8 protein-coding genes, 2 tRNA genes and 1 pseudogene are annotated in these 18,722 nt (G+C 52.6%); 7 read left to right on the top strand and 4 right to left on the bottom strand.

Annotated features, from left to right (window positions below; translation table 11 throughout):
- Positions 1-1,416, top strand: a complete 1,416-nt coding sequence (gene hemG / locus KFE13_RS12675; RefSeq protein ID WP_260703478.1) for a protoporphyrinogen oxidase — start codon at positions 1-3, stop codon at positions 1,414-1,416.
- 15 nt (positions 1,417-1,431) lie between these two features.
- On the opposite strand, the gene KFE13_RS12670 is transcribed toward hemG, so the two are convergent.
- Both KFE13_RS12670 and KFE13_RS12665 read right to left on the bottom strand, forming a co-directional pair.
- Positions 1,432-2,013, bottom strand: coding sequence for a porin family protein (locus KFE13_RS12670; protein WP_260703477.1), 582 nt, complete (start codon positions 2,011-2,013; stop codon positions 1,432-1,434).
- 11 nt (positions 2,014-2,024) lie between these two features.
- Positions 2,025-9,278 carry a beta strand repeat-containing protein gene (locus KFE13_RS12665; RefSeq protein ID WP_260703476.1) on the bottom strand — a complete coding sequence of 2,418 codons (7,254 nt, stop codon included), beginning with the start codon at positions 9,276-9,278 and terminating at the stop codon, positions 2,025-2,027.
- A 710-nt stretch (positions 9,279-9,988) separates the two neighbouring features.
- Here KFE13_RS12665 and KFE13_RS12660 point away from each other — a divergent pair.
- From KFE13_RS12660 to KFE13_RS12640, 5 genes and pseudogenes are all read left to right on the top strand, one after another.
- The gene (locus tag KFE13_RS12660) at positions 9,989-10,837 is read left to right on the top strand and encodes a LolA-like protein (protein ID WP_260703475.1); all 849 of its coding nucleotides are present in this window, start codon (positions 9,989-9,991) and stop codon (positions 10,835-10,837) included.
- Positions 10,800-15,563 (top strand): RHS repeat domain-containing protein, encoded by a 4,764-nt coding sequence (locus KFE13_RS12655; RefSeq protein WP_260703474.1) that lies wholly within the window; start codon positions 10,800-10,802, stop codon positions 15,561-15,563. The genes KFE13_RS12660 and KFE13_RS12655 overlap by 38 nt, the downstream gene beginning before the upstream one ends.
- A 9-nt stretch (positions 15,564-15,572) precedes the next feature.
- The gene (locus KFE13_RS12650; RefSeq protein ID WP_260703473.1) at positions 15,573-15,986 is read left to right on the top strand and encodes a hypothetical protein; all 414 of its coding nucleotides are present in this window, start codon (positions 15,573-15,575) and stop codon (positions 15,984-15,986) included.
- Between the two features lie 525 nt (positions 15,987-16,511).
- Positions 16,512-16,898: pseudogene (locus tag KFE13_RS12645) on the top strand (recombinase family protein); the annotation flags it as partial.
- Positions 16,887-17,468 (top strand): recombinase family protein, encoded by a 582-nt coding sequence (locus tag KFE13_RS12640; RefSeq protein WP_313900696.1) that lies wholly within the window; start codon positions 16,887-16,889, stop codon positions 17,466-17,468. The pseudogene KFE13_RS12645 and the gene KFE13_RS12640, both read left to right, overlap by 12 nt.
- A gap of 464 nt (positions 17,469-17,932) precedes the next feature.
- Here the strand turns inward: KFE13_RS12640 and KFE13_RS12635 are convergent.
- Positions 17,933-18,009: transfer RNA gene (locus KFE13_RS12635), tRNA-Pro, on the bottom strand.
- Positions 18,010-18,036: 27 nt separating this feature from the next.
- Positions 18,037-18,576, bottom strand: coding sequence for a DUF4112 domain-containing protein (locus KFE13_RS12630; protein WP_260703472.1), 540 nt, complete (start codon positions 18,574-18,576; stop codon positions 18,037-18,039).
- A 68-nt stretch (positions 18,577-18,644) separates the two neighbouring features.
- Here KFE13_RS12630 and KFE13_RS12625 point away from each other — a divergent pair.
- Positions 18,645-18,719, top strand: a tRNA-His gene (locus tag KFE13_RS12625).
- Positions 18,720-18,722 lie beyond the last annotated feature (3 nt).

Here is an 18,722-nt window from a genome sequence, read left to right as displayed (position 1 = left end):
ATGAAACGCATAGCCATTGTAGGTGGTGGCATTGCTGGAATTACTGCCGCCTACGAGCTGGCGAAGTTTGCTAGTAGCGGCACGCAGGCACTACAGGTTGCTCTTTACGAGTCATCTCCGCGCCTAGGCGGCACAGTAGAAACCATATATGAGGGAGGTTTCGTTATCGAAGGCGGCCCCGATGGCTGGGTCAGCGAAAAACCCTGGGCTCGTGAACTGGCTATCGAGCTTGGTCTTGAAGACGATCTCATCCCATCCAACGACCAAGGCCGAAAGACATACGTCCTCGTTGAGGACCAACTAAGAGTAATGCCTGATGGCATGCGCATGATGGTCCCTAGCGATCTTGACGCACTCTCTGCATCGGACCTGTTTAGCCCATCAGCAAAACAATCTTTTTGCGAAGAGCCATCACGTGCAAGCGAATTGATGGCCACCTCACCCGCACACGATGAGAGTGTCGCAGCTTTTGTACGGCGCCATTTTGGCGACGAGGTTTTAACAAAGATCGGTGCACCGTTGCTCAGCGGAGTCTTCGGCGGTGACGTCAGCAAACTAAGTGTTCGTGCAGTAATGGCGCCCTTTGTCGCAATGGAACGCGAACATGGAAGTCTAATCACTGCGCTGCAAGCTCACAATTCGGATCGGAAAAAGAGTGCTATCTTCACGACGCTTAGGAGCGGATTAGCCATTCTTATCGATCGCATGGTGGCCTCCATTCCACCTGGCTGGATACAACTCAACACCAAGGTCAACGACCTTCAACATGATGAGAACGGCTGGACTCTCACCATTGCTTCCAATCATGGGCCGCCAGAACAACAACAATTTGATACCGTCCTGATGGCCGCACCCGCACATACGGCTAAGGCGCTGCTGGAATCGGTCGATCCCTGCGCTGCAAAGCTGATGGAGATGGAAGCCAGTTCAGCCGTGATTGTGGCATTCGGTTTTGATAGCGCGGACCAATTCCCACTCCCTCCAGGATTCGGGTTTCTTGTCCCCCCCTGCTCCAACACCAACACGCTTCTCATGGCCTGCACCTTCATGGATCAAAAGTTCAACGGACGCACACCGCCCGGAGGGCGTCTCCTGCGTGCATTCTTCGGAGGACAGGCCGCCGAACGCTTGCTGCGTTGCGGCAATGACGAAGCCGCGGCCATCGCCCGCCTCGAGTTGGCTAGAATATTGGGGCCGCTGCCGAAACCACGAGTCACGGTCGTCCGCAGGCTACCCTTATCGCTTCCTCAATATGCAGTCGGTCACCTGGAGCGTATGGCGGAGCTCGACTCGAGAATCCGGCGACTAGGTAATTTATGGCTGCTCGGCAATGGATACCGTGGCGTAGGATTGCCCGACCTGATCCGCGATGCGAGAGCCGCAGCCCATGCACAATCCGCGCACACCATCCAATAGAACGTATCGCTTTCTTTAGCCGCCGAAGTGGTAGGTTACTCCCGTCGCAATACGGAGGTTGTTCTGCGTGTCATTCACTGCGTTTGGAATTCTTGTATAGACGTAGTCAACCTCAATCACGTTGATGCCCCACTTCGGCTTAATCTTCGTGCTGACTCCGCCTCCTACCAGCACACCAAACGATTGGCGATTAATATCGAACTGGAAATTCACATTCTCCTTTGCGCCACCCAGCAGAGCCTCGCCATATGGCACCCACCGCGTGTGATTTCTATAAGAATATCGTGGGCCAAAGAGATAGTTGATGATCAGAATATTCTGGCTCGTCCCATTTACATTCGATGCTTGAGCAACCGCGATATCAGCCAGCGCACTCCACGCCGTCGTAAGGTTCACCAGAAAAGTCCCGCTGCCGCCATTCATATTGAAGCAGCCGCACTGCCCCGGAGGAGCATTCGCGTGGAAAAAATTATAGTTTCCGCCTAGCTCAAATCTTGAGATATCCGTTGCGTTCATTCCAGTAGGCATTGCCTGGCCATAGAGAGCTGCAGACAATGCGAGCAGAACGAGAAACAGTACGGCTTTATGAAGATGCATGCGTCTTTCTCCTACTGCACAACCAGGGTCGCAGTCGCTGAATGTTGAATCGTCCCTTCGGTACCCGTGACGGTCACCGTATACGTGGTTGGCGAGAGTTCAAAGTAGCCCCCACCCGTGCATCCAGTAAGAGATGCAACGGGTAGAAGGGACCCGGCCAGCAATAGCAGCACCAGCAACATGCGCGGCATCTTACGTCTATAATGTCGTGCAGCACCCAGACTGACTATCCCAAGCATTCCAAGGGCTATCGACGAATCGTGTGAATCTAGATGAGTTGGGGTGCGGCTTGAAGCCCTGAGCGATTTACTGGTCGTCAGATTCAATGTAACGTCCGTGCTTCCACTGCCGGATCCGACAGAAGCTGGCGAGAACGTATAGGATGTTCCCTCCGGCAAGCCACTAATGGTCAAATTCACAGCGTTGGGGAAGGTTGTCGTTCCAATCGGCGCAAGAGTGAACTTATAGCTGGCTGAATCTCCCGGGAAGAGGCTCGCACTCGCGGCTCCTGTGTTTTTGTTCGTAAAGTCGTGTACTAATTCGGCCACTGGATTTGATGTACTTGTAAGGAACATCGAGTCGCCCGAGTAGACTGCCGTAATGGTATGTGACCCACTCGTAAGCGTACTCAGCGAGAGTGCCGCATTGCCTGTTAGCTGGAATCCAACGACTCCACCATTGGTACTGAGCGCAATCGAGCCTAAAACAGTTGTTCCATCAAGGAAGGTTACCGAACCTGTCGGCGTCGGCGCGGTCGACGACACGACGGCAGTCAAAGTGACTGCTCCGTTTAGTAATGTTGTCCCGTTGTTTGTCGAAAGCGTAATCGTCGTCGGCAACTTCCCTACAACCTGCGATAGAACAGCCGAGACAGCGGGGTTATAGTTTGAGTCGCCGTTATAGCTGGCTGTAATCGGGTGCGTTCCAACGGCGAGGCTCGATGTCGTCCACGTCGCGATTCCTGCTGCGCTGATCGAGCCTGAGCCGAGAACTGTTGCACCATCATGAAAAATTATCGTTCCCGTGGCTCCAGCCGGTACGGAGGCAGTAAAGGTAATGGCCAGATTGATGGCAGCAGGATTAGCGGAAGAGGACAGCACAACAGCCGCAGTGGTGAGTCCAACGGTCACATTTGTAGCGGGCGAGGTTGCTGCATTGCTCGTTGCAGTCGCTGCAACTGAGGCCGTAATCGGATTGACTCCCAGCGGCAACGATGGAACCGTCAGCGTCGCCACACCATTGACAACGGTCGCCGTCCCCAGGACAGTCGATCCATTTGAGAAAGTAATGGGACCGCTCACACCACTTGGCACCTGCTCCGTAATCGTTACAGGCGTGTTCGGACCCGGCGTCGCATTCGAAACACCAGGTGCAGGAAGAACCGGCGTTATCTTCACAATCGTTACTATCGTCGCAGGCGAGGTCGCAGGATTATTGTTCGCGTCACCCGGCGTCGACGCTGTGATCGGATTGGAGCCAACTGGAAGATTGGAAACCGTAATCGTCGCCGTACCATTCACAATCGGCGCCGTTCCGATGGGATTGCCGCCGTTATAGAACGTGACCGGCCCGCTCACACCTGGTGGTACTGTCTCCGTAATCGTCTCGGTCCCACCATAAGTCTGAGTTGGATTTGAAACAACTGGCGGAGGCAGATTCGGAGTACCTTTGCCCACAACCTGCGCCAGAGGTGTGGACGTAGCATCGTTGTAGCTCTGATCGCCGCCGTACACCGCTGTGATTAGGTGTGTGCCTGCGGTAAGTGTGTTACTCGTAATCGACGCCTGACCGTTGCTCACCCCGACTACTCCCAGCGATACACCACCATCCATGAAGGTGATCGCCCCTGTAGCACCGGAAGGAACGGATGCAGTAAACACAATCGACTGGCCTGTCGATGCCGGATTGATCGACGAGATCAACGTAACCACCGGCGTAATCTTCGACACCGTAACGACAGTCGCTGGAGAAGTGGCCGCATTATATGTAGGTGTCTCAGGCACAGAAGCCGTGATCGGATTCGAACCGACTGGAAGCGATGGCACTGTAATAGTTGCTACTCCCCCCACAATCGGAGCTGTCCCCAAAACAGTCGACCCGTTCGAGAACGTCACCGAACCCGTAACGCCGCTGGGGACTTGCTCGGTAATCGTCACAGGTGTATTGGGCGGGGGGTTGGAGCTGGAAACTCCGGGAGGCGGCAATACAGGCGTAAGCTTCCCAACCGTTTGTGTTGTTGTACCTGTCGCGGGGTTGTTATTCGTGTCTCCGCTGTAACTGGAGATGATCGTATCGATACCAACTGGAAGATTTGTGGTTGTAATCGTACCTGTGCCAGTTGATGGATTTACTGGAACGACACCAATGACCGTGCCACCACTGCTCACAGTTACAGTTCCTGTGGTCCCCGGAGGCACGGACGTCGTAATCGTTACGGGATTTCCGTATGTGCTGGGTCCTGAGGTTGTCACTGTCACAGTCGGCGTAATCTTTGAAACGATCTGGATCGTAGATCCGACTCCTGCGCTGTAGTTCGAATCGCCGCTATACGATGCCGTAATCGTATCGTCGCCGACAGGAAGATTTGAGGTCGTGACGACTGCTGTTCCACCGGAAACGGTAACTATCCCCAGCTGAAGTACGCCACTGGCAAACGTGATCGTTCCTGTAGCTGCCGACGGAACAGTCGCAGTAATGGTTACAGGATTTCCATAGATGCTTGGACCTGAAGTCGTGACCGTGACCGTCGTCGCGTTCTGATTGATCGTTTCGACGAGGCTTCCGGTCGCAGCGTTGTTCGTAGTATCCCCGCTGTAATTCGCAGTAATCGTAGTAGAGCCAGCCGGCAGCGTAGATGTCGTGACGGAAGCAATACCATTGCTTACTGCGATCGTGCCCAAACCATTGCTAAACGTTACAGAACCTGTCACAGTCGCGGGAAGCGTCGCTGTAAAGGTAACGCTTTGCCCATAAGCGGCAGGGTTGAGCGATGATACGAGATTAAGAGTGGGTGTGACCTTGCTAACTGCCTGGGTTGTCGTGGCGCTGGCAGGATTGTAGTTGCTATCCCCGCCATAGGCTGCTGTGATCGTATCGGTGCCTACTGGAAGGATAGTCGTCGTGACGACTGCCGTGCCATTGGTTACAGTAGCTGTGCCCAGCGAAGTTCCTCCGCTTGTAAACGCCACGGTACCCGTACCGGTTGAAGGCACGGTTGCCGTAATCGTCACTAGGCTTCCATACGTGCTCGGCCCCGAAGTTGTCACGCTGATCGTCGTCGCACTTCTCGAGACAATCTGCGTCGTCGCTCCCGTCGCTCCATTGTTGTTGGAGTCGCCAGCATACGTTGCCGTGATCGTATCTGTACCCACCGGCAGCACGGTCGTTGTAATTGTTGCGATTCCCGACGCATTGATCGGGGCACTGCCGAGAGACGTTACTCCGCTTACAAATGAGACAGTTCCCGTTACCCCTGTAGGCAGCGCAGCCGTAATCGTCACCGAAGCGCCATAGATACTTGGGCCTGACGTCGAAACGGAGAGTGTTGGCGTGTTTTTCCCAACGATCTGATTGAGTGTCGACGTTGCTGCGGTGTAATTGCTATCCCCATTGTAGGTCGCGGTAATAATGCTTGTGCCAACAACAAGCGATGTCGTACTCAATGTTGCGACTCCACCATTCACCGCTGAAGATCCAAGCACGGTCGCCCCATTGGTAAACGTGACTGTACCCGTTACAGCTGTCGGCAATGTATCCGTAAACGTCACCGGGCTTCCGTAGACCGATGGATTTATCGATGAGGTCAACGTTGAGGTTGGAGTAGCCTTCGAGACGACCTGCACAACCGTGCCGCTGGCGGTGTTATTGTTCGTATCGCCGCCGTAGTTCGCCGTAATCGTGTCGCTACCGACCGAAAGTGTCGAAACTGAAATCGTCGCGGCTCCGCCGGAGATCGTCGCCGTACCCAGCGCTGTCCCGCCATTCATAAAGGTGACCGTACCCGTTGCCGAACCCGATACAGATGCACTAATCGTGACCGAGTTACCATAAATGCTTGGTCCGGACGTTGTGACCGTCACAGTGGGTGTCAGCTTATTGACCACCTGATCGAGAGTTGACGAAGCCGCGTTGTAGTTCGTATCACCCGCATACTGCGCCGTAATCGTATCCGTGCCCGTCGGAAGCGTACCTGTCGTAACCGTAGCAACACCATTGGAGATCGTGGTCGTCCCCAATACCGTCGCCCCATTCATAAAGCTCACTGTGCCCGTTGATGCTGCAGGCAGTGTGGCCGTAAAGGTTACAGACTGCCCCACCGTCGAAGGATTAGACGAAGATGCCAGCACCAAATTGGGCGTCGCCTTTACGACTGCCTGAACTAGTGAGGCAACAGAGGTGTTGTTGTTACCGTCTCCGTTATAGGTCGCCGTAATCGTTGTGTTGCCGATTGCAAGGTTTGCAGTGCTGATCGACGCAATGCCATTCACTAGAGCAACTGTACCTAAAACAGTAGGGCCAGCCGTGAATGTAACCGTGCCAGTTGCGCTCGATGGCAGCGTATCGGTAAAGATAACGTTGCTGCCATAAGTCGAAGGATTGGCCGACGAAGTCAGCGCCGATGATGGACTCGCCTTCGTCACGGCGCGCGTCGTTGAAGCCGAGCCGGCGTTGTAATTGCCGTCTCCGGAGTAGTTGGCCGTGATGACATTATTGCCAACTGGTAGCGCCGTCGCTGTAATCGATGCCGAACCTCCACTGACGGTGGCCGTTCCCAGTGTCGTCGTCCCGGTTACAAACACCACAGTACCTGTTGCATCACTCGGAACTGTCGCCGTAATTGTCACCAGGGACAGATAAGTACTCTGCCCCAAAGTGGTTACAGAAACAGTGGGATTGAGCTTGTTGACGACTTGTGTCACGGCAGAAGAAATAGCTGCGACATGCGTGCTGTCGCCGTTATAGACAGCTGTGATGCTATGCGAGCCAACACTGAGTGTAGAGGTCGTAATTGACGCCGTTGTCCCGGAGATCGCCGCTGTGCCTAATGCAGTACTACCGTCCTGAAAAGTCACCGTGCCTGTCGATCCCGAGGCGACCGTCGCAGTCAGCGTTACTACCTGGCCGTAGCTCGAGGGATTCGGATTAGTCGTCACCGTAACGCTTGAAACATTGAAGCTCACAGAGCTCGATGAGCTTGTGTTGTAGTTCGTATCTCCCGGATAAACCGCCTTTAAAGCATTCGTACCTGCGGGCAGGGAGGTTGTGACAAGAGTTGCAACGCCGCTACCCAACGTACCGTTCCCAACCAGGGTACTGCCGCTATAGAAATTGACCGTCTCACCGTCCGTTGTCGTTGTTGGCGGACCAACCGTATAAGGGCTAAGCGTTGCGGTCAGGGTAACCTGTTGGCCTGCCGCGGCTTCAGCTGCAGGGGAAGCATTCAGTGTCAACGTAGTTGGCGTTGGAGCCGCCAACAACGGCACCGTCGGAGACACGCTGGTGAGATAGATTGAATCGCCCGAATAGCTCGCATCGACATCGTGCACACCGCTGCCCAGCGGAAATACCGCGACTCCGGTAAGCGCATTTGCATCGGAAGCCTGCTTCACATCGCTCAATGCGACAGCTGCACGTGGACTATTGGCATCTGTGCCGATCAGATCGGCATTGCCGTCATTGTTGAAATCTCCCGCATTCACCGCGTAGGTCAATGTAAAGTTGCCGATGACCGGCTCGTTATACGGCTGGAACGTACCATCGCCATTGCCCAGATACACTAGAGCACCGTAACTGCCACCGGCGATAATGTCAGCCTTGCCGTCTCCATTCACATCGGCAAGATGCGGATCAGAAGGAATATCGGAGACATAGGAGACAGGCGTTTGGAGGGTGCCGTCACCATTGCCGATCAGCACAAACATGCTGTTAGTGATATATCGAGTGCTAGGAGCTCCCTGCAGCGTTATCGTCGATGAAACAATGTCTGGGATGTTGTCGCTGTTCGTATCCCCTGTTGCAAGAAATTCGCCGATCTGCGAAGCCTGACGTGTTGGCGTCTTGAAAGTGCCGTTGCCTTTACCAAGCGCCACATAAAGATCCGATAGCGTACTAGCAGGCACAGCAGTCCCAACTGCATAGGCCAGATCGTCTTTGCCGTCACCGTTGAAATCGGCCACAACAATATCGCCTATAGCCTTCGGCGTGTTAATCACTGTCACTGGCGCTTGAAATGTGCCGTCTCCATTGCCAATCAGTATCTGCACTGTCTGTTGACTGCTATTTGCTACGGCAAGATCCAGAATACCGTCGCCGTTAAAATCTCCCATGGCAACGCCTGAAAGGTTCCCAGTGGCATTCCAGATAACTGGTTGGAACGTACCATCGCCGTTGCCCAATAGAATGCCAACACCACCATTCGATTTATCCGAACATCCCAAAGCAATATCCGTATTACCGTCACGATTGAAGTCCGCAAGAAGAATCTTCAAAGCAACATCGGTATTTGTAGAGAGCGATGGACACCCTGGATAATTCACCTTTGGCTTGAAGGTGCCATCCCCATTGCCCAATAGCACAGTGATCACCTGATCGGCGTCGCCAGTCACAGCATCGAGATTGTTATCACCATCTAAATACGATGACGCGACGACAAGAGACCGCAGAACCGACAAGCCATCGCCGATAGCAAACGGCGAATTTGGTGCCTGACTAAAAGTATTTGTCAGTGTCGGAGTTCCTAAAGGCTCCGTACCCAACACATTGTTCCCTGCGCTTGTATCGATGAACGATACCGAACCGCTCGGCCCAGGTGATGTATTGGCTCCTACGCCGCTCACGGTCGATCCCAGCGTGTAATTCCCCACCGTCCCTGAAGAAGCGATCACCGTGCTCGACGCATAGGTTCCCTGCACGGTGTAGCTCACCGTATTTGATGTGCTGGATGCGTAGGAATTATTTGCTCGATAGACAGCCTTATAGCTGTGGATACCAAGTGGGCCGCTGCCAACCTTCACAACTGCCATACCCGCAGTCGTTACCTGCACACGAGCCAACAGCGTCGAATTATTCTCGCAGTACGTCGCCGTCGCGTCGCAGAACAGCACCAGTCCGGAACTGACTGGCGATCCCCCGGCAGTAATCGTTGCCGTCAAGGTGATCGGCGTTTTGTATGGCACATTCGACGCAGAAATAGCCAGCGTCGTCGTAGTTGCCGTAACTGCGTACGCTGCTCCATTTGCTAAGCCAAACCCAAAAAGAATTGCCACTAAACCTGGCAACCAAGAGACAAACAGCCTTGCAACTCGAGTCTTGTGGGAACGTATCGGGGAGGTCATGCAGGTTCCTTAAGGCACGGCTCGACAGAAATATTTAATGACGCGTGCTTAAGCTACCGGCCCCGAAGCGGCATGGATAATTACTCAAAAGTTGCAACGGAACTAGGGCAATGTTGTAGATTGCATGAGCCGGTAGTGGCAAAAATGCTATGAAAATTAGCGATTGCCACATGAATTTGTTCCGGACAAAGGAACAAATAAAATGGCCTCTATCATCCCTTTACTGTTGAGATAGCGTCGCTTCCCGGGTTGGAATAACAATTGCTTTTACGAAACCGGACCTGCAATACAATCGCCACTTCGACTCATCGCAGACGAATGGCCACAAACCATCGAATAGATCGATGGCACGAAATCATGAATTTTCGTAAGAGGCGTAAAGAAATGGATGGACTAAAGGAGATTGAGCGATTAGATGGTTGGCTCTGCTGGATGATTTTCGAACTTTAGGGCGCGAAAACGAGGAAATTCGACTGTACTAGAGGAATGCTTTGTAGATTTCTCCGTAATATGGGCAATTATTAAAAAAGAGAGGGATTGACGCATTCCTCGATTTGGCTTACTTTACGAAAGCACTCACAAAATAGAGTTCGATCAACAACTGCTGTTCTCTTTCCAGGTCCTTTTCCGAGGACTGTACGATGCCTATCTGCTTTGGTAAACCACACCCAAAATGGGTGGGTTTGAAGTCGTTTCATTTTGCCCTTCCGTCAGTATTTTTGCTGCTCATAGGAGCAACGCCGGTAGCCATTGCGCAATCTGCCTCCCCTTCGACGAGTAAGCCTGTCCCGATTGCGACCAACAAGCTTGGTCAATTTGATACGGCGGCTTTATCTGAAGTTCTGGAGCATCTCAAAGTCGTAGGCGCAGCTCCGTGGACGGGGATGCAGGGCACCGGTACGATTGCCTATGCCAATGAGACAGCCTCCTATCCTGCGACGCTAACAATTCAAGGTAGCTCGAAGTTCCGACTTGATGGTCAAGCTGCAAAAGGAACGCTGAGTATTCGGATTGATGGGCGAGTTGGAAAGGTTCAGGAGGCTGATGGCCGCACGTTTCCTCTGGCCCCTGAAACAGCAAGTTCCGGAATTGTCCAGTTTCAAATGCTTCGTCTTGCCGATTTACAGACGGCCTCATCGCTCACCGATCATGGCGTGGTTTCGTTCGATCAATCATCACTTCATCGAACCACAATAGAGCGGTACTTCTCTCCTGCGTCGAAGTTCAGGCCGCTTACAACCGTTGCGACCGACCTCTATTTTGATCCGCAAACCCACCTCCTCGCAAAGAGCGCCAATTCGATCCAGATCGACGGTGCAGGAAACAACCGCTTGTTGCGAGTGATCACCTATGAGGATTACCGCCTGATCAATGGCATGATGGTGCCGTTTCGGTTTATCCAGACCCTGGACGGCCAGAAGCAATGGACGCTTCAGTTGTCTGAAGTGCAACTTGGATCGAATCAACCTGCGACATTTTTCCAGTTTTAAAAAGAGGGAAGCCTTAATGAAGAACATTGTGCGTTTGTTCTTGCTTGCCATCGCATGCTTTCTGACCAGTCACGCGGGCATAGCCCAGGATTACATCTATGCCACCGGGAATCCTTCGTTTGGCGTCAACTTCCCCATTGAAAATGGCTTCATCAATATCAGCAACGGCAACCTGCACATGGAGTTTTCCATTGCGACGCATAAGCAGAGAGGCGCGCTGAAGTTGAACGAGCGGCTTGTTTACGATAGCCGTATCTGGATGATTGGCCACTACAGCAACTACTATTGGTGGCCTAGCAATGTGCCCAATACACCATACGCACAAGGTGGCTGGAGGTTTATCAAAGGAAACGAGACAGGGAGCATGGCGTGGAACCTGGTTTCATCGAGCGTCACTGATGGTTGCCCCTACCCACCTTACGATGGACAGCACACGATAACGACGAATACTCCAGTGTGGACAGATCCCTCGGGAACATCTCACGCGTTTACCGCGACGCTGGTTTCAGACCAAAATGATTGCACCGGAACCTACACGCAGACCGTCAATGCCGGATATGCAACGGATGCCACTGGCTATCAAGTCAAAGATGATGGCTCCGGAAATCCCATCGTCGTTGATAACGATGGAACAGAGGTTTACCCGCAGGTTATTGATCGATTCGGAAACTACTGGTCGACGGATGCTAACGGCAACCTCATCGATGACACGGGAAGAACACCGGTCATTGTGACCCAGAATGGCAACGTTACCTACTATGATGTTCTGGCTCCGAACGGCCCAATCAATAACAATGGTACCCGCGTCCGCTATACGGTAACGACTGCGCCTGTCGGGGTGAAGACCTGGTTCAATCAAGTACAGGATTCTGGTGGCGCGGTCATTGAATGGAGTGGAACTCTCTATCCTGTGCAGAGTATTCAACTGCCGGACGGGACCTCTTATAGCTTCACCTACGATGGGAAAGTCTTCGCCGGAGACTCAACGCCACATTATGGCGACTTGGCAAGTGTGACCTTGCCTACCGGAGGCGTTATTCACTATGGATTCGAGGTTTTCGAGGATTCATACTACAACCAAAACCGGTGGGCAAGTGGCAGGAAGGTAGGGAGCGATCCGTCAACAACATTCAATCACAGCGTTGTTTCCTGGTGCGGCGTAAATGACTTGAATTGTAAAGAGAGTACAACCGTCCACAAGCCGAGCGGTGATGAAACTGTCTATGAGCAAAAGATTAACAATGGCGCATGGAATACGAGCGTAGCTGCCTATACAGGAGCTGTGGGCGGAACACCCATCCTAAGCACTGTAAACTGTTATTCATTTGATTGCGGGGGCAATAGCTCGACTTACATTACAAAATCTCTGTCAACGACAACTCTATCGAATGGACAAAACACCCAAACTCAGTACCAGTATGACGCGCCGTGGACAGGCAAGCTAACGGCACTCAAACAGTGGGATTATTACTCTGGCAGCCCTTCAGCAACTCCCACACGAGAAACCGACTACGCTTATAGCGGATTCGACCTTCATCAGGTGACCGTGCTTGACAATGGTGTCCAAGCTGCACAGACCACCTACGACTACACATCGTCTGCAACGGCAACATCCGGTCTCGCTCAGCATGGGAGCGCGAACGCTGGCGGTCCGTATCTGCAAAAAGTGACCGATGCCGGTACCGGTCTGTATACGATGTATGTCTTCGATGACGCAGGAACTCTCTTGTCATCAACCGATGCCAACGGTGCCACAAGTTACGGGCACGATTCTAGCGACACATTCGTCACAAGCACTACTGCCCCGACGCCCTCCAGTGGAGTCGTGTTGTCCACCGGGGCGGGATATGATTTCAATTCCGGAGTAGTACTGAACACCATAGATGAAAATACACAGCCAACCAATTTCAACCATTACGATACTGCTGGAAGAGCAACAGAAATTGATTACCCGGACGGGGGTAAAACTCAATTCAATTACATCGACAGCAACAACCGGAGCACTTGGATATTTCAAACGGCTAACACCCATACCGATGAGGTCGACCAGGTTGACGTATTTGGGCGACTGAGTAGAAAAGCAGTAGGCGATGGCCAGGCACAGAATCCTTGGTATCAGACTGACTACTGCTATGACTCTAATGGGCGTCTCTTATTCCAACCAGTGAGATACCAGGGACAAGGCTGGAGTACAACGAAGCAGTGCTCTGGCAACGGGACGACATATTCATACGACGCGCTTGACCGAATAACCAATATCAATACACCTGATGGCAATACTACGTATCAATACAATTCCCGCGCGGTAAAAGTCACCGACGTGAACGGTGTTCAAAAGATCACGCAGTACGATGCGTTCGGTCAAATCACCGCAGTCTGCGAGGTATCGAGCACGAACTACCAGGGCGATGTCCCCCAGGATTGCGGACTAGACATTGCCGGAACAGGGTATCTGACGACCTACGCCTACGATCTCTACAATCACAAGACAACAATTACGCAGGGCGTCCAGCAACGCATCTTCCAGACTGACTCTCTGGGTCGAACCATTTACACAAAGGAGCCGGAGCGCGGAGAGAGCAACTACAGTTACACCTACAACTCGACTGGATTGCAGGTAGTACGCACTCGCCCAAGGGCCAACCCCAACCCTTCGACTCCATACACGCACACAACAACGCAGTACGACAAAGTTGGTCGCGTGGTGTCGATCAGCTACGATGACGGTCTTACCCCCACAAAGACCTATGGCTACGACACATCAGCCGGATGGACAACCTTTGGGCAGTCGAACCTGAAAGGCCACCTTTCCTACGCTTACGCGAGTAATCCCAATTATTGGGCACAAACCGCTTACAACTATGATTCGATGGGGCGTATTCTCGGCATGGGGGAATGCCTGCCAACCCTCTGCGGAATTTCCGCGCATGATAAGCAGCTGTCCTTTTCCTACGATCTAGCAGGAAACCTGACATCGGAAGGGGATGGAGCCAGCGGGGTGATTCAGTATGACCGCTCCCCGGCGGGAGAAGTAACCTCCATCACCAATCTTTCCTATCAAAACAGCCTAAATCCTGCGAGCCTTGTCTCCAATATCCAAAATGGACCGTTTGGTCCGACGATGTACGATTTAGGAAATGGCCTTTCCGCTCAAACCTGGTATGACTCGATGGGGCGGTTCTATCAGCAGGTCATCTGTGGAACGGCGACCAGGAGCAACTGCTACAACACGCAAATCTACGGAGAATATAGCCAGACGAAGGGCTCACGCAATCTCATTTCCTGCGATACCGTTATCAGCGAGTGCTTCACCTATGGCTACGACGATATGAACCGGTTGACTTCGGCGTCGGGCAATGTTCATAACTACGCCTATGGCTACGACAAATACGGAAATCGTTGGCAGAGCAATACCACAGCCAGCAATCCGGGCTTCGATCAGACGACAAACCATGTTCTTACCAACTCCTACGATGCTGCTGGAAATGTGCTCAGCGATGGCCTCCATTCGTATACCTATGATGCGGAGGGGAACGTCCTTACAGTAAGCGGGGGTGGGACGTATGGTTACGATGCACTCAACAATAGAGTCTTCGCCCAAACGTCTAATAGCACCTATGGCTATCTCTTCGATTTTGCTGGACGCCGCATCTCCAGTTGGCTACAGCCGAATGACTTTGGCAACGAAGGGCGTATTTACTGGGATGGGAGACAGATCGCCTATCGAGCATGGAACGGGTCGACATACTTCAATCACCAGGATTGGATCGGAACCGAGAGGATGCGAACCGATCATCTCGGCTCTATCTCCTCAACGTATGTTTCGTTGCCGTTTGGTGAGGGATATGCTCCAAACGAAAATGATCCAACCGGTAATGCTCTGGACAATCTGCACTTCGCCCAACTGGATCACGATACCGAATCGGGCACGGAACACGCTCAGTTCCGACAATACTCCTCCACGCAAGGCAGATGGATGAGTCCTGACCCGTATGACGGCAGCTATAACGCTTCCGATCCCCAAAGCTTCAATCGGTATGGTTATGTGGGGAATAGGCCACTCAGTGCAATTGATCCAAGTGGATTATTTCCTTTGGGGTGTGGCTTTTCCGCAACAACTAGCGATGGTGTCACAAGCGTGGCACTTGGATCAGGTGTCGGAGCCTATGCAGCGCTTGGCGCTTGCATCGCCAGTGGAATCGAAAAGCTCTTTAATATCTTTAGCCACCCTTCTTGCCACGCCTGTGAGCATCCTCGCCCCGATAGCTCTCCAGGAGGAACAATATGGGATGAGCATGGAGGGTTCCATCCTCATCCCTACTCAAGCATTGCAGCCATGATCGGCGATATAGATGGGGCGTATTCTCCTGGATGCGAGTTCGGCGCTTGTGGGGGCGGCATAGGAGATACGTTCCAAGGTCGTACTCCAGTCCAGAATCAATCACCTTTTGATATCCAATTTATTCGGGATGCTGCCGGAAAGCTGGTAACGATCAGAATTTTTGATTGGGCCGGGAAGGCATGGAAAGATATTGACTTTGGTCACAACCATGGAGCGGGCGATCCACATCAACACCCGTGGGATTGGAATAAGACGCCTCCTCGCTTACCCGGAGGTTGGATCGTACCGTACCGGATTCCGGGTCCGTTCCCTGTGATTATCGACCCCTGCGTAGTTAATCCAATGGCACCGTATTGCTATAAGCCCTATAGTGGCCCAGCTTAAGGAGGGTGAATGAAGTTGCTGGAGAAGGAGAAGGTATCGGAATTTACGAATCTGCCTTGGCATGACGCCAAATTGCTTGAGCTGAGGGTGTTTCGTGACAGTGCTCTCAATCAAGACAATCTGTCATGCACAATCGACTTCGAAATGGCTCGCAATTCGTGGCGGCGTGCAGTTGTCTTATTCCAAAACTGCACGATAGCCAAGATCGACTTAGACCTTGATGGAAAGAGAGTCTGTGCTGACAGCATCTTCGAGGCAACATGTGAGCTTGAATCTGCCCTCAAGAAGTCGCTGGAAGCGGGGCAACTAAAGAACGAACGCCAGCCCCTGAACGACTACTATCATTTCCGCATATTGCTAGTGTCCCCTGGTGGCGAACTGAATGTCTTTGCTAAGGACTTCGATGTAGCTTGGTCAGCATGAACAACCAACTCGAAAAGCTCCAACTCGATTTAGTCAGCTACCGTGAGGCTGTGGATAGCATTTTTTCTTCAGCCCTCGCAAAGCCCACGGACTGGCAGCGGTGTTTTAGGGAAATCTTGATCTGCGCGTCACAGCTCTATCTTGACTACCAGCTTGTCATGAAAACCTTACCGGCTATGGAGGCGGCTGTTGCATCGACAGGCAGCAGCAGTCGCGTTCGAGTGGACATGCTCCGGGAAAAGACCCTTCGGGAGAAGCTTCAGCAGAAACATTTTGCACGGCCAACTATCTCCGGGACAAGGCCGCTCAGGATGGAATGCAGGCAATCGCTCCATTCTTCACTCAGAGAACGAATGGCAATAGCGCTTGGGCATGGAAGAAATACGGACCTTACCTCACGAGCCTGAGTGAATCGAACGGCCTTTCTTCCGGCGAGTTGCAAGGCTTGTTTGAATTATCGATAGCGCGGCAATTCGCTGGTTAGCCGATCAACGTTTGATATCCTCATACCCACCCGGAGGCAGCATGACCGAAGCTGTGATCTACACCCGCGTATCGAGCCGTGAACAGGAGCAGGAAGGTTTTTCGCTCGGAGCCCAATCGAAATTATTGCGCGAGCACGCGCAACGGAACGGCTTCAAGATCGTGCCTGCTTTCGAAGACGTGGAGACAGCCAAAGCGACAGGTCGCAAGTAGTTTGGCGAGATGATGACGTACTTCAGACGTAACCGGTCTTGCCGGGTGTTGCTGGTGGAAAAAACCGATAGGCTTTACCGGAACTTCCGCGACGCGGTGACGGTTGAGGATTTGGATATTGAGGTCCATTTCGTCAAAGAAGGCCAGACCGTCTCGAAAAACTCAAAATCGCAATCGAAGCTGATTCAGGGAATCAATCTCGTGATGGCTCGGAACTATTCAGAAAACCTGCGCGAAGAGGTGAAGAAAGGTATGCGGGAGAAGGCCTCGCAAGGTATCTATCCCGGCCATGCACCGTTCGGCTACAGAAACAACAAAGCGGAGCGCACCATCGAAGTCGATCCAATCGATTCGATTACGGTGAAACGTATCTTCGAGCTGTACGCTACCGGTGCTCATACCCTCACGACCTTAGCCAAGAAAATACGTATCGAAACCGGTAAGACCATCAGTCGCGGAAACGTACACCGTATCCTCAAAAACCGGTTTTATACCGGTTCGTTCGAATGGATGGGGAATACGTATCCGGGAACGCATCCGCTATACGTAAAACCTGCACTATTCGATCAGGTGCAAACGGTTCTTACCGGTCACAACAGGCCGAAGTATTCTAAGCGCGAGATTGCCTTCCGTGGCTTAATGAACTGCGCTTATGACGGCTGCATGGTCACCGGCGATGTCCAGAAGGAAAATACGTTTATTACCGGTGCACTGGGCATCGCGGCAAGTGCCAGCTTCCACGCTTCCGGGAGGAAGATATCGCCCAACGTCTGGGAGAGCCGCTAAAGGGCCTACGGGTGCCAGAGGAGATCGTCTTTCAAATCGTAACGACCTTACGTAAGGATCAGCAGCAATCCATCAGCAAGGTAAACGCGGAACGTTCACGGCTGGAGACTCGGCTAGCAGCTACCCGTAAGCGAATGGACGATGCCTACACCGACAAACTCGACGGCAAAATCCCGGAAGACTTCTGGGAACGCAAGATGAACGATTGGCGGATGGAAGAGCAGCAGGTCAAGATGGCGATGGAAGCCTTAAAAAACGCTGAAACCAGCGATAGAGCTTTAGACGCACAAAGGATTTTCGAACTCGCAAATAAGGCCTATTTGCTGTATGTTTCGCAGGATGTGACCGAAAAAGCCAAATTGCTCAGAATGCTGTTTTCGAACTGCGCTGTAGATGCCCTAAATGCAACCCCTACATACAGAAAGTCATTCGACATGATCTTCGAAAGGGCCAAATTTGGAAAATGGTCGGGGCGGAGGGATTCGAACCCCCGACCCTCTGCTCCCAAAGCAGATGCGCTACCAGACTGCGCTACGCCCCGACTTTTCCAGTTTATCGCATTAGGCTGTTAAAACCATGTATGGAAGTGCACATCCACTCCAAATAAGGAGTGCATCAACCCATTCGCCAACCATGCAATCAGCAACATGGGCAGCAGCATCAGCAGAAACAAGACCGTGCAAAGCACACCAAGAAAGAGCCAGCTCTGAATCGTATGCTTGCGTGGCTCATACAGACTTCCTGTCAGTAATGCATAGTTACGCCGATTCGCGCGCCAGGCAATGTCGAACATATCGCCCAAAATCGGGACTGACCCAACCACCACTTCAATGACGACGTTCGTTACCATCCGCGCCAGCGTTACATACGGAACGCCGCGAACCCACGCGGCAATGATGATGATGCACGAGGCAATGCCGCCCAGTACGTCGCCGATCCCCGGAATCACCCCCATAATGCCGTCCAGCCCGAACCGGATCGACGTCCCGGGAATAGGAATAAAGTCATCCAGCACATGCGACAAAATGTCGAGGTTCTCGTCATCGAAGAGGCCGCGAGCCCGCTTGACACGCGGGGAAAGAACCTCGGGCTGTGCAGGAGGCTGCATCTTCTATCCTTTTCCGCGAGAACAAGCTCCGCGAATCCCGCTCTGATGCTACAATTTAATTCAGTACGGCGGCTATAGTTCAGTGGCAGAACGCCGCACTGTGGCTGCGGATGTCGTGGGTTCGAACCCCACTAGCCGCCCCAATA

The organism is Edaphobacter flagellatus (assembly GCF_025264665.1).
Classification (GTDB): Bacteria; Acidobacteriota; Terriglobia; order Terriglobales; family Acidobacteriaceae; genus Edaphobacter; species Edaphobacter flagellatus.
Note: the sequence above shows the minus strand (reverse complement) of the source record. Positions and strands in the feature narration are given on the sequence as shown.

Excerpts from the sequence above, each read along its gene's own strand:
- hemG (WP_260703478.1), top strand. The coding sequence starts at position 1 with ATGAAACGCATAGCCATTGTAGGTGGTGGCATTGCTGGAATTACTGCC.
- KFE13_RS12670 (WP_260703477.1), bottom strand. The coding sequence starts at position 2,013 with ATGCATCTTCATAAAGCCGTACTGTTTCTCGTTCTGCTCGCATTGTCT.
- KFE13_RS12660 (WP_260703475.1), top strand. The coding sequence starts at position 9,989 with ATGCCTATCTGCTTTGGTAAACCACACCCAAAATGGGTGGGTTTGAAG.
- KFE13_RS12650 (WP_260703473.1), top strand. The coding sequence starts at position 15,573 with ATGAAGTTGCTGGAGAAGGAGAAGGTATCGGAATTTACGAATCTGCCT.
- KFE13_RS12640 (WP_313900696.1), top strand. The coding sequence starts at position 16,887 with ATGGCTCGGAACTATTCAGAAAACCTGCGCGAAGAGGTGAAGAAAGGT.
- KFE13_RS12630 (WP_260703472.1), bottom strand. The coding sequence starts at position 18,576 with ATGCAGCCTCCTGCACAGCCCGAGGTTCTTTCCCCGCGTGTCAAGCGG.